Source organism: Sphingomonas oligophenolica (assembly GCF_039522915.1).
Classification (GTDB): domain Bacteria; phylum Pseudomonadota; class Alphaproteobacteria; order Sphingomonadales; family Sphingomonadaceae; genus Sphingomonas; species Sphingomonas oligophenolica.
Window position 1 is genome coordinate 85,396 of sequence record NZ_BAAAEH010000008.1, and the last position, 17,315, is coordinate 102,710.

General features: G+C 67.9%; 9 protein-coding genes. 4 read left to right on the forward strand and 5 right to left on the reverse strand.

Going from position 1 to position 17,315, the window contains the following annotated elements; all coding sequences use genetic code 11:
* The first annotated feature begins 109 nt into the window (after positions 1–109).
* From ABD050_RS06035 to nagE, 4 genes are read left to right on the forward strand one after another with little or no spacing between them, the layout of a single operon-like run.
* Entirely contained in the window at positions 110–2,794 is a 2,685-nt protein-coding gene (locus ABD050_RS06035; RefSeq protein WP_343888333.1) for a TonB-dependent receptor, read from the forward strand.
* A 38-nt stretch (positions 2,795–2,832) separates the two neighbouring features.
* Entirely contained in the window at positions 2,833–5,088 is a 2,256-nt protein-coding gene (locus tag ABD050_RS06040; protein WP_343888334.1) for a family 20 glycosylhydrolase, read from the forward strand.
* Between the two features lie 7 nt (positions 5,089–5,095).
* Positions 5,096–7,558 (forward strand): phosphoenolpyruvate--protein phosphotransferase, encoded by a 2,463-nt coding sequence (ptsP, locus tag ABD050_RS06045; RefSeq protein WP_343888335.1) that lies wholly within the window; start codon positions 5,096–5,098, stop codon positions 7,556–7,558.
* On the forward strand, positions 7,555–9,273 hold the full coding sequence (nagE, locus tag ABD050_RS06050) for an N-acetylglucosamine-specific PTS transporter subunit IIBC (protein ID WP_343888336.1): 1,719 nt from the start codon (positions 7,555–7,557) through the stop codon (positions 9,271–9,273). The genes ptsP and nagE overlap by 4 nt, the downstream gene beginning before the upstream one ends.
* Here the strand turns inward: nagE and ABD050_RS06055 are convergent.
* From ABD050_RS06055 to nirB, 5 genes are all read right to left on the reverse strand, one after another.
* Positions 9,261–10,970, reverse strand: coding sequence for a tetratricopeptide repeat-containing sulfotransferase family protein (locus ABD050_RS06055; protein WP_343888337.1), 1,710 nt, complete (start codon positions 10,968–10,970; stop codon positions 9,261–9,263). The two genes, nagE and ABD050_RS06055, sit on opposite strands and share 13 nt — an antisense overlap.
* Before the next feature lie 47 nt (positions 10,971–11,017).
* Positions 11,018–11,818, reverse strand: a complete 801-nt coding sequence (gene cobA, locus ABD050_RS06060) for a uroporphyrinogen-III C-methyltransferase (protein ID WP_343888338.1) — start codon at positions 11,816–11,818, stop codon at positions 11,018–11,020.
* Entirely contained in the window at positions 11,811–14,345 is a 2,535-nt protein-coding gene (locus ABD050_RS06065; RefSeq protein ID WP_343888384.1) for a molybdopterin-dependent oxidoreductase, read from the reverse strand. The genes cobA and ABD050_RS06065 overlap by 8 nt, the downstream gene beginning before the upstream one ends.
* A 146-nt stretch (positions 14,346–14,491) precedes the next feature.
* Positions 14,492–14,830 carry a nitrite reductase small subunit NirD gene (nirD, locus tag ABD050_RS06070; RefSeq protein ID WP_343888339.1) on the reverse strand — a complete coding sequence of 113 codons (339 nt, stop codon included), beginning with the start codon at positions 14,828–14,830 and terminating at the stop codon, positions 14,492–14,494.
* Entirely contained in the window at positions 14,830–17,313 is a 2,484-nt protein-coding gene (nirB, locus tag ABD050_RS06075) for a nitrite reductase large subunit NirB (protein ID WP_343888340.1), read from the reverse strand. The genes nirD and nirB overlap by 1 nt, the downstream gene beginning before the upstream one ends.
* Positions 17,314–17,315: the final 2 nt, after the last annotated feature.

Genomic DNA, 17,315 nt, shown 5'->3' on the forward strand with positions numbered 1-17,315 from the left:
ACGGCCTGAAAGCCCGATCCGGCGAGAAGCGGTAAAAACCGCCAGGCGTCAACGGGTGGGTTGGTCATATTTTGGTTCGGTCCAATTCGGGGTTCAAAGGGGAAAGATCATGGTCAAGATCAACAAGGCGATGTTTACCTGTACCGCAAGCGTCATGGCGCTGGCCATGGCCAGCCCGGGGTTCGCGCAGGACGCTCCCGCGACCAGCCAGAGCAACGAGGCGCAGCCCGACGATATCGTGGTCACCGGCATCCGCGCATCGATCCAGGCGTCGTTGCAGGCGAAGCGCAGCAACGACATGATCTCCGAAGTCATCAGCGCCGAGGATATCGGCAAGTTTCCGGACAAGAACGTCGCCGATTCGCTGGGCCGCCTGACCGGCGTCAATGTCGTGACCGGCTCAGCCAATGCCGGCGGCTTCGGCGAGAATCAGTCGGTATCGATCCGCGGCACCGATCCGACACTCAACCTCACCCTGCTCGACGGGCACTCGGTCGCGACCGGCGACTGGTTCGTGCTCGACCAGACTTCGGGCGGCCGCAGCTTCGACTTCAGCCTGCTGCCGTCGGAAATCGTCGGCCAGCTGGAAGTGTTCAAATCCTCGGAGGCCGACCTTGTCGAAGGCGGTACCGGCGGCACGATCAACCTGCACAGCCGCAAGCCGCTTGATCTCAAGGCCAACAGCTTCAGCCTGACGGCGCAGGCGAATTACAATGATCTCGCCGGCAAATGGAATCCGCAGGTCTCGGGCCTGTACAGCTGGAAGAACCAGGACGACACCTTCGGTATTCTCGCCGCCGGCTTCTACCAGAAGCGCGACTTCCGCCGCGATGGGCAGGAGTTCCTCGGCTATACAAGCTACACCAACTTCGCCAATTCGGGCCAGACGGTCGCTGCGCCCAACCTGATCGGCGCCGCCTATTTCACCCAGCAGCGCGTCCGCAAGGGCGGTACGCTGGCGGCGCAATACAAGCCCGACGACAATTTCGAGGTGACGCTCAACGGCATCTACACCCGGATGGACGCCAATAACGTCAATCGTAACAGCATGGCCTGGATCAGCCGCATGATCGGCAATAATTCAACGCCGGGCACCAACGCCTATGCGCTCGCCAACTACACGGTGACCAACGGCTATCTCACCCAGGCATCGTGGAACGCGACCGCGGCTGACGGGTCGCCGGTGCAGGGCCGCGTGCAGGACGACATTTTTCGCCAGGCCTATTCATCGACCTGGGTGATCAACCTCGAAACCCGGTGGAAGCCGAGCGAACATCTGACCCTGTCGGGCGAGGTCGGCTACACCAAGGGCGAAGGCGCCACGACCGATACGTTCGCCTGGGAAACCTATTGGAATACCGGCGTGAACTATGCGCTCACCGGCAAGGGAGCGACGGTCAACTATCCCGGCCTGCCGACCGATCCGAAATCGGCTGCCTATCTCAACAATTATTACAGCTGGTCGTGGGGTGGCCGAATCATCTCGCCCGACGAGGAAACCTATGTCCATGCCGATGCCGAATATGGCATCGACAACGGCTTCCTGAAGTCGATCAAGGTCGGCGGGCGCTACACGGACCATAGCCGCTCGCTCGACTATACCGCCTATTCCTGGGCCGGGAACGGCGCCTATTCGGGAACCAATACGGTCGGCCTCGGCACTGTCTTCAATGGCGAGCTGACTCCGGACAATTATGCGAGCGGCATCGGCGGGGGACTGCCGCCCTATTCAGTTGCCGACGAAGGCAAGACGCTGGCCGAACTGGCTACCAATGGCGGCCGCCAGTTCGCTTTCTACCCGCAGGCAAGCTTCTCGGTGAAGGAGAAGACCGAGGCGCTCTACGCGATGGCCAAGCTCGGCAATGACAGCGACTGGCGCGGCAATATCGGCCTCCGCGCCGTGCATACCGATCTCGATACGCTGCAATATTCGCCCAATGCCACCGTCGCCAACGCGACCTCGCCATTCTGCGGAACCTGCGGCACGGTGACCGTCAATCGCAAATATTGGGACTTCCTGCCCAGCGCCAACCTGACCTTCAACGCTCGCCCCAATCTGCTGCTGCGCGCTGCCGTTGCGCGGACGATGACCCGCCCAGGCTATGCGCAGCTGGCGGGGGCGTTCACGGTGAGCGATCTCGCGCTGACCGGGAATGCCGGCGGCAACCCCTATCTCGATCCGATCCGCGCCTGGCAGTTCAACGTTGCGGCTGAATGGTATTACGGGAAGCAGTCGCTGCTGTCGGTCAATCTCTTCTACCTCGACATCAGCTCGTACATCACCTCCGACACCGTCACCCGGTTCCTGATCACGCAACAGCACCCGCAAGGCGCCAACTTCCTGATCACCGGCCCGGTCAACGGCCGCGGCGGTACCAACAAGGGTGTCGAGATCAACTGGCAGCAGCCGATCTATGCCGGCTTCGGCATGCTCGCCAACTATACCTATGCCGATGCCAAGGCGGCCGATGGCGGCGTGATCGACGGCAATTCGAAGCACACGTTCAACGTGACCGGTTATTACGAGAACAAGCTGATCTCGACTCGTCTCGCTTATACCTTCCGGTCCAAATTCCGGTCCGGAATCGATCGGTCGACGCCGATGTGGCAGGACGATTTCGGTACGCTCGACGGCTCGTTCACGCTGAACATCACCAGGAATTTCGCGCTGACCGCGGACGCGCAGAACCTGCTCAACCGGAAGCTCTATTATTTCGTCGGCGATCCCTCGATCCCGCGCGCCTATTACGACAATGGCCGCACTTTCTGGATCGGCGGCAAGGTGCATTTCTAAGCCTGTCGCGCATCGGCCGTAACGTTTAGGATCATCCGATGCGCCGTTTCCTTCTCGCCGCCGTCATGTTGTCCTGCATGCCGGCGGCGGCATGGGCAGCTCCTCCCGAGCTCTCCCTGCTGCCCTTGCCTGCGGCGGTGACGCCGCAGGCGGGCAGCTTTTTGTTTGGGCATGCGAAGATCGCAGCCGACGATGCCGGGAGCATCGCCGCGGCGCGGCGGCTGGCCGATCTCGTTGCCCGAAGCGGCGGGCCGGCCCTGCGGCTGGCCAAGGGCGGCACGATCCGCTTCCGGCACGATGAGTCGATCGCCGGCGCGGAGGCCTATCGCCTGCGCATCACCCCGGGCGGCGCGACCGTTTCCGCGGCGACCGATGCCGGGCTTTTCTACGGCGCGACCACGCTCTGGCAACTGATCGCGGCTGCGCGGAACGGCCGCATTCCCGCGCTCACGATCGACGACGCGCCAGCCTTCACCTGGCGCGGCGTGATGCTCGATTCGGCCCGGCATTTTCAGCCCGCAAGCTATGTGAAGCAGCTGATCGATCGCATGGCGATGGAGAAGCTCAATGTCCTCCACTGGCACCTGACCGACGATCAGGGCTGGCGGCTGCAGATCGACAAATATCCGCGGCTGACCTCGGTCGGCGCCTGGCGGCAGCCGGCGGGCGCGGCGGGGGTCGATCCGAAGACCGGCAAGCCGGCCCGCTATGGCGGCTTCTATACCAAGGCCGAGGTGCGCGAGATCGTCGCCTATGCCGCCGCGCGCCACATCATGGTCGTGCCCGAGATCGAGATGCCGGGCCATGCCAGCGCAGCGATCGCTGCCTATCCCCGGCTCGGCGTTCCCGGCCATCAGCCGCCCGCGCCGCTGTCGAGCTGGGGGGTGATCGACAATCTCTTCAACAGCGACGATTCGACCTTCAGCTTCCTCGACGATGTGCTCGACGAAGTGATCGACCTGTTCCCGTCGCCCTATATCCATGTCGGCGGCGACGAGGCGGTGAAGGGGCAGTGGAAGGCCGACCCCGCGACCCAGGCGCGGATGAAGGCGCTCGGCATCGCGACCGAGGCCGACCTCCAGGGCTGGTTCGTCGCACGGATCGCCGATCATCTGAAGCAGCGCGGGCGCCGGCTGGTCGGCTGGGACGAGATCCTCGAGGGCAAGGTGCCTGCGTCGGCGACGGTGATGTCGTGGCACGGCGTGAACGGCGCGATCACCGCCGCGAAGAGCGGGCATGATGCGATTCTCGCACCCTCGCCCGATTTCTATCTCGATCACATCCAGAGCGACTCGCATGACGAGCCGCCGGGGCGCGGCGGGGTGATGGACTGGAAGCATATCTACAGCTTTGACCCGGCGCCGGCCGCGCTGACGCCCGACGAACGGCGGCATCTGCTCGGCGTGCAGGTCAATCTCTGGACCGAGCATGTCCGCACCACTGCCTATGCCGACCGCATGTTCTGGCCGCGCGCCGCGGCGCTCGCCGAGCTCGGCTGGACGCCAGCGGCGCGGCGCGACTGGGCAGGCTTCGCGGCCCGGCTGCCGGCCGAATTCGCGCGCTACCGGGCGCTCGGGCTCAGCTATGACACGACGCCGCTCGAGCCGCTCGCACGCTTCGATTCGGCCGGCGGGCAGATCAGCGTCATGCTCCGCCAGCCTGCCGATATCGGCGTCATGCGCTACACGCTCGATGGCACCGCGCCCTCCGCCCGGGCGCCGGTCTATTCGGGTCCGCTGGCCCTCGAGGCCGGCACCCGGCTCAGCGCACAGGCTTTTGCCGGTGCCGGACCGCTCGGCAGCGCCAGAAGCTGGCTGGTCGAGCCGGCATTGCTCAGGACGCGTACCGCAGAGGAAATGACCCTGTGCCGGTCGGGCGTCGCGTTGCGGCTCGAGGACGACGGCGCGACCGCGGGCGCCCGGCGAGTCCATTGGGGCGACATCATGCATCCGTGCTGGGTCTGGACCGCAGCGCCGCTCGACGGCGTCGCCACCATCTCGGCCGAGGTGGGGCAAGTGCCGTTCAACTTCGCGCTCGGGGCCGCTCTTTCCTATGTCGTGTTCGACAAGCCGCGGACTCCGGCGGGTGAGCTTCAGATCCGCCTCGATTCCTGCACCGGTGCGCTGATCGGCAGCATCCCGCTCGGTGGCGCGGCGGGCAATAGCGGCGTGTCCCGCATCACCGGCTCGATCGCGCCGCAAACCGGTCGTCATGATCTGTGCATGACCTTCAGCCAGGCCGGGCCGGATCCGCTATGGATGCTCGATCGCCTCACGCTGGATCCTGCCCCATGAGCCCGCAATGAGCATCACGATCCTCAGCCCGCTTGCCGGCTGGGCGACGCCGCTCGGCGAGGTGCCCGATGCGGTGTTCGCTGAGAAGATGCTCGGCGACGGCATTGCCATCGACCCGGTCGAAGGCAGGCTGGTCGCGCCGGGCGATGGGGTGGTGATGTCGGTCCACCCGGCCGGCCATGCCGTCACCGTCCAGCTCGATGCCGGGCCGGTGCTGCTGCTGCACATCGGGCTCGACACGGTCGGGCTTGGCGGCGTCGGGTTCACGCCTCATGTTGCCGATGGCCAGCGGATTGCCGCCGGCGAGCTGCTGATGGAATTCGATCTCGACCGGCTGGCCCGCACCGCGAAGAGCCTGGTCACCCCGGTGGTGCTCACCAATGGCGAGGCCTTCGCCGTGATGCCGCCGGTCGGCGGCCGGCCCGTCGCGATCGGCGCCACGCTGTTCGAGGTGCAGGCGACGGGCGTGGCGCCGGCAACCGCGGTGCAGGCGGTGACCGCATCGCGGGCCTTGCTGCTGCCGCTGGCGCAGGGGCTCCACGCTCGCCCGGCCGCGCGCGTCGCTGCCCTTGCGGGCGCGCGTCCGGGGACGTTCGAGATCGTCGCGCCGGACGGCCGCGTCGCCCCGGCGCGGAGCGCGGTGGCGATGCTGGCGCTTGCCCTGCCGCACGGCGCTGCGATCACCGTGCGGGGAAGCGATGCCGCCGGCGTCGATGCCATTGCCGATCTGCTCGCCGGCGGGATGGGCGAATTCCGGCCGATCGCCGCAGCGCCCGAGGCTGGAGTCGCGCGGGCGATGCCATCCTCCCTCGCCGGCATCGTCGCGGTACCAGGGATTGCGATCGGGTCGGCTTTTCGGGTGAGCATGGCCGAACTGGTCGTGCCTGAGCATGGCGCCGGTGCCGAAAAGGAACGCGCAGCGCTGACTGCCGCCAAGGATCGGGTCCGCGCTGCCCTGCGCGCCGAGACGGCGGGCGAGGGGCCGCAGGCCGGCATCGCCGGCGCGCATCTCGCTTTCCTCGACGATCCGGAACTCGAGGCGGTCAGCCGCGCGGCGATCGCGGCGGGCGCGAGCGCGGGCGCAGCCTGGCGGCAGGCGATTGCCGGCCATGCCGAAATCCTGCGTGGCTCGGGCGATCGCCGTTTTGCCGAGCGCGCCGATGACCTGATCGATCTCGAACGCAGCGTCCTCGCCGCGCTCTACGGCGCGCCGGAGCTGCCGCAGCCGCCGGCCGGCGCCATCCTGATTGCCGACGAGCTGCTGCCGTCGCAGCTGATGGCGCTCTCCGGCGCGGGGCTTGCCGGCATCGCCACCGGCAAGGGCGGGCCGACCTCGCATGTCGCGATCATCGCCGCCGGGCTCGGCTTGCCGACTCTGGTCTCGCTCGGGGCCGATCTTGAGTCGATCACCGACGGGACCATGCTGGTGATCGCCGAGGGGCGCCTGCTCATCGCGCCTGACGCCGCGAGCATCGAGCGTCTCCGCGCCGCCGCCGCCGTCAGCGCCGCGCGCCGCAAGGCGGCGGTGGCGCGCGCGCGGGAGACCGCGGTCACCGTCGACGGAACCCGGATCGAGGTCTTCGCCAATCTCGGCTCGGCTGCCGATGCGACGACTGCCGTTGCCGAAGGCGCTGAGGGCTGCGGCCTGTTGCGGACTGAGTTCGTCTTTCTCGACCGCGCCGATGCGCCCGACGAGGAGGAGCAGCGCATCGCCTATCAGGCGGTCGCCGATGCCCTGGGCAAGCGCCCGCTGATCGTTCGCACGCTCGATATCGGCGCCGACAAGCCGGCGCCCTATCTGCCGATGGCCACCGAGGAGAATCCGGCGCTCGGCCTGCGCGGGGTCCGGCTGCAGCTGGCGACGCCCGGGCTGCTCGACACCCAGTTGCGGGCGTTGCTCGGGGTTCGTGCCCAGGCGCCGCTCAGGATCATGCTGCCGATGGTCGCCGATCGCAGCGAGTTGCTCGCCGCGAAGGCAGCGCTCGACCGGCTCGCCGCGGCGATGGGCGTCGCGGCGCCCGAGCTCGGGATCATGATCGAGACGCCGGCCGCTGCCCTGTCGGCCCGACTGCTCGCCGCCGATGCCTCCTTCTTCTCGATCGGCAGCAACGACCTTGCCCAATATACGCTTGCCCGGGACCGTACCAACGCCGCCGTCGCCGCCGGGCTCGACGGCCTCCATCCAGCGATCCTTCGCCTGATCGCCGAGACGGTGCAGGGGGGCGGCGCGCATGGCCGCTGGACCGGCGTGTGCGGCGGGCTCGCCGCCGAGCCGGCAGCGATCCCGATCCTGATCGGGCTTGGCGTGACCGAGCTCTCGGTGCCCGCGGCGGCGATCGCCGAGACAAAGGCCTTGGTCCGCACCCTCGGCCTCGCCGCCTGCCGCACCCTGGCGGCGGCCGCGCTCGACGCGCCCGACGCAGCCGCCGTCCGCGCCCTTGTCGAACCCCTGCTGGAGCAAGCCGCATGAAGCTCTCCCTGCAAGCGCTCCAGCCGCTCGGCCGCGCGCTGATGCTGCCGATCGCCGTTCTGCCGATCGCCGGGTTGTTGCTCAGGCTTGGCCAGCCTGACCTTTTCGACATTCCCTTCGTCGCCGCCGCCGGCGGGGCGATCTTCGACAATCTCGGCCTGTTGTTCGCGCTCGGCATCGGAGTCGGCATCGCGAAGGACAATGGAGGCGCGGCCGGGCTTGCCGGGATCGTCTGCTTCCTGGTCGCCACGCGCGGTGCGATGACTCTGTTTCACCTGCCCCCCGAAATGATCGCCAACCTCTCCAAGGACATGGCCGCGCTCGCCGATGGAGCGTGGCGCGCAAAGGCGATCGCGAAGCTTTCGGTGCCGATCGGCATTGCCTCCGGGCTGATCGCGGGGGCCTGCTATAATCGCTACGGCAATCTCAAGCTGCCGGACTATCTCGCCTTTTTCGGGGGGCGGCGCTTCGTGCCGATCGTCTCCGGGCTGGCCGGCCTCGTCGTCGCCGCGATCGTCGGCTTCGGCTTCGCGCCGATCACGGCCGGCATGGACGGGCTGAGCAACGGCGTCGTCCATGCCGGCGTGGTCGGGCTGTTCTTCTACGGGGTGCTCAACCGGCTGCTGATCGTGACGGGGCTCCACCACGTCATCAACAATGTCGCCTGGTTCATCATCGGCGATTATCACGGCGCGACCGGCGATCTGAACCGCTTCTTCGCGGGCGACCCCAGCGCCGGCGGCTTCATGTCGGGATTCTTCCCGGTGATGATGTTCGGCCTGCCCGCCGCCTGCCTCGCGATGTACCGATCGGCGCTGCCCGAGCGAAAGAAGGCGGTCGGCGGCATGCTCTTCTCGATGGCGCTGACTGCGTTCCTGACCGGGGTGACCGAGCCGATCGAGTTCACCTTCATGTTCCTCGCGCCGCTCCTCTATTTCTTCCACACGATCCTGACCGGCGTCGCCATGGCGCTGATGGCGATGCTCGGGGTCAAGCTCGGATTCGGCTTCTCGGCCGGGTTCCTCGATTATGTGCTGAACTTCTCCAAGGCGACGCGGCCCTGGTTGCTGCTGCCGGTCGGGCTTGCCTATTTCGGGATCTATTACGGCGTGTTTCGCTGGGCGATCGTCCGCTTCGATATCAAGACGCCGGGGCGCGAGCTCGAAGCGGCCGGCGAGGAGGTCGACGACGCGAGCGCGGAGCGCGGCGCCGCCTTCGTCACCGCGCTCGGGGGAGCGGGCAACCTCGTCAGCATCGATGCCTGCACGACCCGGCTGAGGCTGGTAGTGGCCGACCAGGGCCTGGTCAGCGAGGCGCGGCTCAGGGCGCTTGGCGCGAAGGGCTTCATCCGGCCGACCCCGCAAGGGCTGCAGGTCGTGCTCGGACCGATCGCCGACATGGTCGCGACCGAGATGCGCGCGGCGGCGGCGCATGCGCCGGCCGCACCCGTCGCGCCGCTCATGGCCGTGCCCGCCGCGGTTGCAGCGGTTGATTCCGGCCCCTGGCTGGCGGCGCTCGGGGGCAGCGCCAATGTCACCGCCGCGGGCGCCGCCGCGAGCCGCTTGTGGCTCGACATGGTGGATCCGGCGCGCGTCGACGAGGCGGCCCTGACGAGGCTCGGCGTGCGGATGATCGCCCGGCCTTCGCCCGGCTCGCTGCAGCTGATCGTCGGCAAGGAAGCAGCCGCGATCGCCGCCGGGCTTCAGCCGGCATAGCTGCCGCGCGCGATCGCCTCGCTCAGCACGATACGCGCCGGTTCGAGGGGCGGCGCATGATGCCGCCAGCGGCCGATCGAGCGGTCGTTGAGCGGCTCCTGCACCTGCGCGTAGCTCGGCGTCGGCGCGAAGCGTGGTGAGGTGTGGAAGGCGAGCTGCGCCGGCTCCGTCGCGAGGCCGAGATGCCCCATCAGGGCGGCCGTCTCCGCCCGCTGCGCCGCGACGAGATCCTCATAGCGAAGCTCGTGCATGGGGAAGCCAAGCCCGTCGCGCCAATAGTCGGTCAAGGCGCTGGTCGCAGCGTAATGATGGGCGGCGTCTTCGAGCGCATAGCCGCAATCGAAGCCATGGGTGAAATCGTGGCTCATCGCTGACACCATGACGTCAAGCGGGTGGCGCTTCACGGCGACCAGCGGCGCGGCAGGAAAGGCGAGGCGCAGCAAGGGGAGGTAGAGGGCGTTGAGCGGCATCTTGTCAGTGAAGAAATCAGCGTCCGGGAGAAGCAGGCCATAGGCCTCGGCCCTTGCGAGATAATGGTCGCGAAGGGCGGTTGCGAGGCTGGCGCGCAGGTCCGCCGGGAGGGCCTCGAAGCACGTCGGATAGGCGCCGCCGCTCAGCTCGGCCGCGATCGCCGACAGCTCGGCGGCGAAGGGCAGCTCGCCACCGGCGCGGATTCGGGAATGGCTGGCGAGCACCTGCTCGACCAGGGTCGTTCCCGAGCGCGGAAAGCCGAGGATGAAGATCGGCTGCGGCGTGCCTTGCTTCACCGGCGCAGCCGCCATTGCCCGGAAAGGATCGGGCGCGAAGAAGGCGCGCAGGTCGGCGATCAGCCGGTCGACCGCGCCCCGCGGATAGTGCCGGCCGGATGCGCGCGCCAGCGCGGCTTTGCCGGAGATGAAATCCTGCCATGCCTCGTCGTATCGCGCCGCGCGATCCCGCAGGCGCCCACGCTGCAGCAGCGCAGCCCCCGACAGCATTGGCGCGCTATCCAGCAATGCGAGCCCGCGGCGCCAGTCCGGGGTCCGCGACAACAATGTCGCGCGCTGCAAGGTCACGTCGGTATTCTGCCGCGCGGCGAGCTTCTCCGCTGCATCGAGCACAGTCGAGGCCTCGTCGAAGCGTCGGTCCTGCTCAAGTGTTTCCGCCAGCCAGGCCAGCGCCTGCAGGGACTCGGGCGCGCCGGCGACCGCCTCCCGCAACAGGCGCTCGCCCTCGGCGAGCCTGCCCTGGCGCGCGAGGTTGCGGCCGAGATTCGCCTGCAATTGCGGATGTGGGCCGACAAGCGCGATGGCTGCGCGCAAATGCGCTGCGCCGCCGACCAGCTCCTCGCGCCCGGACAGCAAACTGCCGAGCATCGCCTGCGCATTGGCATTTGCCGGATCGGCCTTGATCGCGTCGCGGCACACCTGCTCGGCCACATGCGGGCGGCCTGACTCAAGCATCAGGCGCGCAAGATCGTCCCGGGGCCAGTGCCGCGTCGGCGCCGCCGCGATGGCGGTCCGCAACAGTCTTTCAGCTTCCGCGACGTCGCCGGACGCACGGCGGACCAATGCCATGACTTCGAGTGCGTCGAGCGACATCGGGTCCCGGTCAAGGACCTCGCCGGCGAGCTGCGCCGCGAGCCTGCGCCGGCCTTCAGCGAAGGCAGCCCGCGCCCGGCCGATCGCTGCTGAGTCGCTGTTCGCTGTCCCGCCCATGCGGATGCTTCAACCGGCATCCATTCTCGACGCAAGAGCCTATATGGTCAGAGCGTGCGCTCGCAGTGGATTTTCACGCTCCCTGGCGCGCTGGCGCTAAGGGAGGGCTCCCGCCCGGTTCGCGGACGCGCTGCCTCGCCGATGAGGATCAGGGCCGCTTCGCTACCGGCAGCGTCGATCGCAACCGGCAGCAGGTCCAGGCGGGTGTGCACCAGTTTTTCGCCGGCGAGGCTGACATTGCTCGCGACCAGCACCGGCGTATCGCCCGCCATGCCGTGCGCGATCAGCTGCCGCCGTATCTCGGACGCTGCGGTCCGGCCCATGTAAAAGGCCAGAGTCGACCGGGCGCCGGACAGCGCTGCCCAGTCGAGGTCGTCGGTACGGCCCGAGCGGGTCTGCGCGGTGACGAAGCGAAGCTCGCGCGCCGATCCGCGCAAGGTGAGCGAGATGCCGGCGCTCGCCGCGGCCGCGCTGGCGGCGGTGATGCCCGGGCAGATCTGCGCCCGCACGCCGGCCAGCGCGAGCGCGTCGATCTCTTCCATCGAGCGGCCGAAGACTGACGGGTCGCCCCCCTTCAGGCGCACGACGCGTTCGCCCGCCAGCGCCGCCTCCACCAGCAGCGCGTTGATTTCGTCCTGGGTGCTCGAATGGCGCCCCGCCCGCTTGCCGACCGGCACCAGCCGGGCCGAACGCGGCACGAGGTCGAGAATGCCGGGGCCGATCAGTGCGTCGTGGAAGATCACGCTCGCCGCGCGGATCAGGCGCTCGGCCTTGCGCGTCAGCAGATCGGGGTCGCCGGGGCCGGCGCCGACCAGCCACACCTCGCCGGGGGCGATGAGTTCAGACATGGACGATCTCCTTGGCGGGAAGCAGTTTCGCGATTGCCGGGCGGCACGATCCGCAATTGGTGCCGGCGTTGATCGCTGCGCCGACTGCCTCGACGCTGACCAGCGCCCGGTCGGCAATCGCGGCGAGGATCGTGTTGAGACCGATATCGAAGCAGACGCAGATGATCGGCCCGCGATCGGGCGCGGGATTTGCCGGCCGGCCGGCCAGCACTTCAGTCACCGGCGCGTCGCTCGCCCCCAATTGCGCGGCCAGCCAGTCGCGCGGCGGCAGGCCTGGCCCACGCGAGACGAACAACGCTGCCTCGAGCCTGCCGTCCCGCATCACTGCCAGCCGGATGACGCCGCGCCTCGTGTCGATCATCTCGGCGCGTGCGCCGGCCGGGAGCAGGGCAATGAGCCCGGCCGCGTCGCCCCGCCCCGCGACCTCGGTCAGCCAGCCGCGAGCGGTGCGGATCGCCGTCCAGTAAGCGCAGTCGGGCGCCGCCGGCCGGTCGCGCGTGATCATGAAACCGGTCCATTCCGGCTTGTAAGGGGCGATGCCCGCCGCACTGTTCTTGAAGCCGGGCTGGCCGGAGACGGGATCGCGGTCATCGCCCGGCAGCGTCCCGGCGCGGCCGCCGCCGCTGGTCTGGTCGGTCCAGTGGATCGGCACGAACAGCTCGCGGCGGCGCTGTGCGGGGGTGACCGCGACGCGAAAGATGCTGCTGCCATGCGCGGTCATCACCCGTGCGAGGCCACCCTCGGCGAGACCATAGGATTGCGCGGTGTCCGGATGCACCTCGACCAGCGGCTCACGCCGATGCTGCGACAGGGTGGGCGAAAGGCCGGTGCGGGTCATGGTGTGCCACTGGTCGCGATAGCGACCGGTATTGAGCCGCAGCGGGTAGGCGCGCGTGCCGTCTTCCCGCGCCGCATGGCGGACGGCGACCAGCCGCGCCTTGCCGTCGGGCGTCGAAAAGCCGCGCCGGGCAAAGGGCGACGAGCCGCCCCACTGGAACGGCATCATCGTCGCGTAATCGGCATCGCTGATCGCCGCCTGGGCGGAAATGTCGAGCAACCGCGCGCCGTCATTCTCGAAGCCGGTCTGCGCGGCGAACTCGCGGAAGATGGCGGCGGGGCCGGCAAAATCGAACCCCTCGAAACCCATTCGCCGCGCTACTTGCGCGATCGCCCACCAATCGGCACGTGCTTCTGCGGGCGGCGCCAGGAACGCGCGCTGGCGTGAGACGCGGCGCTCGGAATTGGTCACCGTCCCGTCCTTCTCGCCCCAGGCGAGCGCAGGCAGCTTCACCTGGGCGTAAAGGCCGGTGTCGGTCGAGCCGATACAGTCGGACACGACGACGAACGGGCAATTGGCCAGCGCGACGCGCGCCATCCGCGCATCGGGCATCGACACGGCGGGATTGGTGGCCATGATCCAGACCGCCTTGATCCGGCCCTTTGCCATTGCCTCGAACATGTCGACTGCCTTGAGGCCGGGCCCGGGGCAGATCGTCGGCGAACGCCAGAAGCGCTGCGCTCGGTCGCGCTCGGTATCGCTGAAGCCCATATGCGCCGCCAGCATCGAGGCGAGCCCGCCGACCTCGCGCCCGCCCATCGCATTGGGCTGGCCGGTGATGCTGAACGGCCCGGCGCCGGGCTTGCCGATCCGGCCGGTCGCGAGATGGAGGTTGATGATCGCGTTCGCCTTGTCGGTGCCGCTGGTCGACTGGTTCACGCCCTGGCTGAACAGGGTGATGGTGCGCGGATTGTCGGCGAACAGATCGTAGAAGGACTGCAGATCCTCAGCCGAAATCCCGCAAAGGCGCGCGACGTCGAGCTTTTGCAGCCCCTTCCAGAAATCGTCGGGCGTCGCGACGTGATTGGCCATGTAAAGGCCATCGAGTCGCCATGTCGCCTGCATCTCGGCGAGCAGGCCGTTGAACAGCGCGACGTCGCTGTCGGGCGCGATGGCGAGGTGGAGATCGGCGCAATCGGCTGTCTCGGTGCGGCGCGGGTCGATCACCACCAGCTTCGTCCCGCGCGCCGCCCGCGCTGCCTCGATCCGCTGCCAGATCACCGGATGGCACCAGGCGGTATTGGATCCGACCAGGATGATCAGGTCGGCAGCATCGAGATCGTCATAGCTGCACGGCACGATATCCTCGCCGAACGCGCGGACATGCGCCGCCACTGCGCTCGCCATGCAGAGCCGTGAGTTGGTGTCGATATTGGCGGTGCCGATGAAACCCTTCATCAGCTTGTTGGCGACGTAATAATCCTCGGTCAGCATTTGCCCCGAGGCGTAGAAGGCGACGCTGTCCGGCCCATATTCGGCGATCGTCGCGGCGAAGCGGGTGGCGACGAGGTCGAGCGCCGTGTCCCAGTCGGTTGGTTTGGAACCGATCATCGGGTGAAGCAGACGGCCCTCGAGGCCTATCGTCTCGCCGAGATGAGTGCCTTTGGAGCAGAGCTTGCCGCGGTTCGCCGGGTGGTCGGGATCGCCGGCTATGGTGGCGGTGCGGTCGCCCGTCGGCGTGGCGACGATGCCGCAGCCGACCCCGCAATAAGCGCAGGTGGTTCTTACCTTAAGCCCCTCCCCTTCAGGGGAGGGGTTGGGGTGGGGGAGTGCAGCAAGGGAATCTCTGTGAGACTCCCCCACCCCCAACCCCTCCCCTGAAGGGGAGGGGAGTTTCACGCGACCCCCGCCAAGGCAGCGGCGCGCCCGATCAGAATCCGCCCGCCGTCGATCTTCACCGGGATCACCGGCACGCAGCCCTTGTCCTCGCCAAGCGCCTCGCCGGTGACGAGCGAGATGCGCCAGTTATGCAGCGGGCAGGTCACGGTCGTGTCGTGGACGATTCCCTGGCTGAGTGGCCCCTGTTTGTGCGGGCACTGGTTGGCCAGCGCATAGACGTCGCCGTTCGCCGTGTGGAAGATCGCGATCTCGCGGCCGCCTTTGACCGGCAGGGTGCGTGCGCCGAGCGCCGGGAGCTGATCGACGGTGCCGATATCGAGCCATTCGGGTTCCATCACACGACCTCCAGCTTGCGCGCGGCGGGCACTGGCGCCGGGCGGATTTCAGCGAGATGCTGATGCAGCTTCCAGTCTTCGCCGGCGGCGCGCTTCGCCCAGGGATCGTCCTGCATGAAGCTCTGCGAATAGAGAAAGCGCGCGCGCAGCGCCTCGCGTCCGACCGCGTCCTCGACGATGCGCTGCCGGATATAGTCCATCCCGACCCGCTCGACCCAGGGGGCGGTGCGATCGAGATAGCGCGCTTCCTCGCGGTAGAGCTGGATGAAGGCGGCCGAGTAATCGAGCGCTTCCTGTTCGGTCGCGACCTTGCACAGGAAATCGGTGCCGCGCAGCTTGATGCCGCCATTGCCGCCGACGGACAGTTCATAGCCGCTGTCGACGCAGATCACGCCGATATCCTTGATCGTCGCTTCCGCGCAGTTTCGCGGGCATCCCGAGACGGCGATCTTGAACTTGTGCGGCATGAAGCTGCCCCAGGTCATCTGCTCGATCCTGATGCCGAGCCCGGTGGAATCCTGCGTGCCGAAGCGGCACCATTCGGAGCCGACACAGGTCTTCACCGTGCGCAGCGCCTTGGCATAGGCATGGCCGCTGACCATGCCGGCTGCGTTGAGATCGGCCCAGACCGCGGGCAGGTCCTCCTTCTTGATCCCGAAGATGTCGAGCCGCTGGCCGCCCGTCACCTTCACCATCCGCGCTGCGTATTTCTCCGCGACATCGGCGATCGCGCGCAGCTCTTTCGGGCTGGTGACCCCGCCCCACATCCGCGGCACGACTGAATAGGTGCCGTCCTTCTGGATGTTGGCGTGCATCCGCTCGTTGACGAAGCGCGACTGGTTGTCGTCGACGAACTCGCCCGGCCAGGCGCAGAGCAGATAGTAATTGAGCGCCGGGCGGCAGGATGAGCAGCCATCAGGAGTCGTCCAGTGCAGTTCCTGCATCACCTGCGGGATCGCCTTGAGCTGTTTCTCGAGGATCAGCCGGCGCACATCCTCATGCGTGAAGCTGGTGCATTTGCAGACGGTCGGCGCGGTGCGCTCGCCCTCGAACGCATCGCCGAGCGTGATCGCGAGCAACCCCTCGACCAGCCCGGTGCACGAGCCGCACGACGCCGATGCCTTGGTGCAGGCCCGCACCGCGTCGAGCGTGCAGGCGCCGCCCTCGATCGCCGAGACGATCTTGCCCTTGGAGACGCCGTTGCAGCCGCAGATTTCCGCCTCGGCGGAGAGCGCAGCAACGGCGGCGTTAGGGTTTGCGTCGGCTCCTCCTCCCGATGCGAAGGCCTGGCCGAAGATCAGCGCATCGCGGATATCGGCGACATCCTGCTGGTTCTTCAGCAGGTCGAAATACCAGTTGCCGTCCTGGGTATCGCCGTACAGCACCGCGCCGACCACCAGCCCGTCCTTCACGACGACGCGCTTGTACACGCCGCGCGCTGCATCGCGCATCACGATGTCCTCGCAGCCTTCGCCGCCCGAGAAATCGCCCGCCGAGAAGACGTCGATGCCGGAGACCTTCAACTTGGTCGAGGTGACCGAACCGCGATAGCCCGAAGGTGTCGCGACCAGCCCGTCGGCAAGGCTGCGGCACATCTCCCAGAGCGGCGCGACGAGGCCGTAAACCTGACCCTCATGCTCGACGCATTCGCCGACCGCGAGGATATTCGCATCGGAGGTCACGAGGTGATCGTCGACATGAATGCCTCGTCCGATCGCGAGGCCGGCGGCACGCGCCAGCTTCACATTGGGGCGGATGCCGACCGCCATCACCACCAGCGAGGCAGGGATGTCGCGCCCGTCCTTGAGCCGGACGCCCTCGACCTTGCCCTGGCCGTAGATCTCCGCGGTGTCGGCACCGGTCAGGATCGTCTGGCCGCGCCCTTCGAGCGCTTCCTTGAGCAGCCAGGCCGCCGCCTCGTCGAGCTGACGCTCCATCAGGGTCGGCATGATGTGCAGCACCGTGACCTTCATGCCCCTGAGCGACAGGCCATGCGCGGCCTCGAGACCAAGCAGCCCGCCGCCGATCACGATCGCGTCGCCGCCCTGATCGGCGGCGCGCAGCATGGTGCCGACATCGTCCATGTCGCGGAACGTCACCACGCCCTGCAGGTCGTGGCCCGGCACCGGGATGATGAACGGATCGGATCCGGTCGCGAGCAGGAGCTTGTCGTAGCTCTCGACCCGCCCCGACCGCGCGGTGACCGTCTGGATCTGGCGGTCGATCGCGACGACGGGATCGCCGGCGACAAGATCGATCCCGTTATCGGCATACCAGGCGAGGTCGTTGATCACGATGTCGTCGAACGACTTGTCGCCCGCCAGCAGTGGCGAGAGCATGATGCGGTTATAGTTCACCCGCGGCTCGGCACCGAAGATCGTGATGCGATAGCGGGTGGCGTCGCGGGCGAGGATTTCCTCGACGGCACGGCATCCGGCCATGCCGTTCCCGATCACGACGAGATGCGGTTTGATATCGGACATTG

Bases quoted from the DNA above. Each gene is read 5' to 3' on its own strand.
- cobA (WP_343888338.1), bottom strand. From the start codon at position 11,818: ATGTCTGAACTCATCGCCCCCGGCGAGGTGTGGCTGGTCGGCGCCGGC.
- ABD050_RS06055 (WP_343888337.1), bottom strand. From the start codon at position 10,970: ATGGGCGGGACAGCGAACAGCGACTCAGCAGCGATCGGCCGGGCGCGG.
- nirD (WP_343888339.1), bottom strand. From the start codon at position 14,830: ATGGAACCCGAATGGCTCGATATCGGCACCGTCGATCAGCTCCCGGCG.
- nagE (WP_343888336.1), top strand. From the start codon at position 7,555: ATGAAGCTCTCCCTGCAAGCGCTCCAGCCGCTCGGCCGCGCGCTGATG.
- ABD050_RS06035 (WP_343888333.1), top strand. From the start codon at position 110: ATGGTCAAGATCAACAAGGCGATGTTTACCTGTACCGCAAGCGTCATG.
- nirB (WP_343888340.1), bottom strand. From the start codon at position 17,313: ATGTCCGATATCAAACCGCATCTCGTCGTGATCGGGAACGGCATGGCC.
- ptsP (WP_343888335.1), top strand. From the start codon at position 5,096: ATGAGCATCACGATCCTCAGCCCGCTTGCCGGCTGGGCGACGCCGCTC.
- ABD050_RS06040 (WP_343888334.1), top strand. From the start codon at position 2,833: ATGCGCCGTTTCCTTCTCGCCGCCGTCATGTTGTCCTGCATGCCGGCG.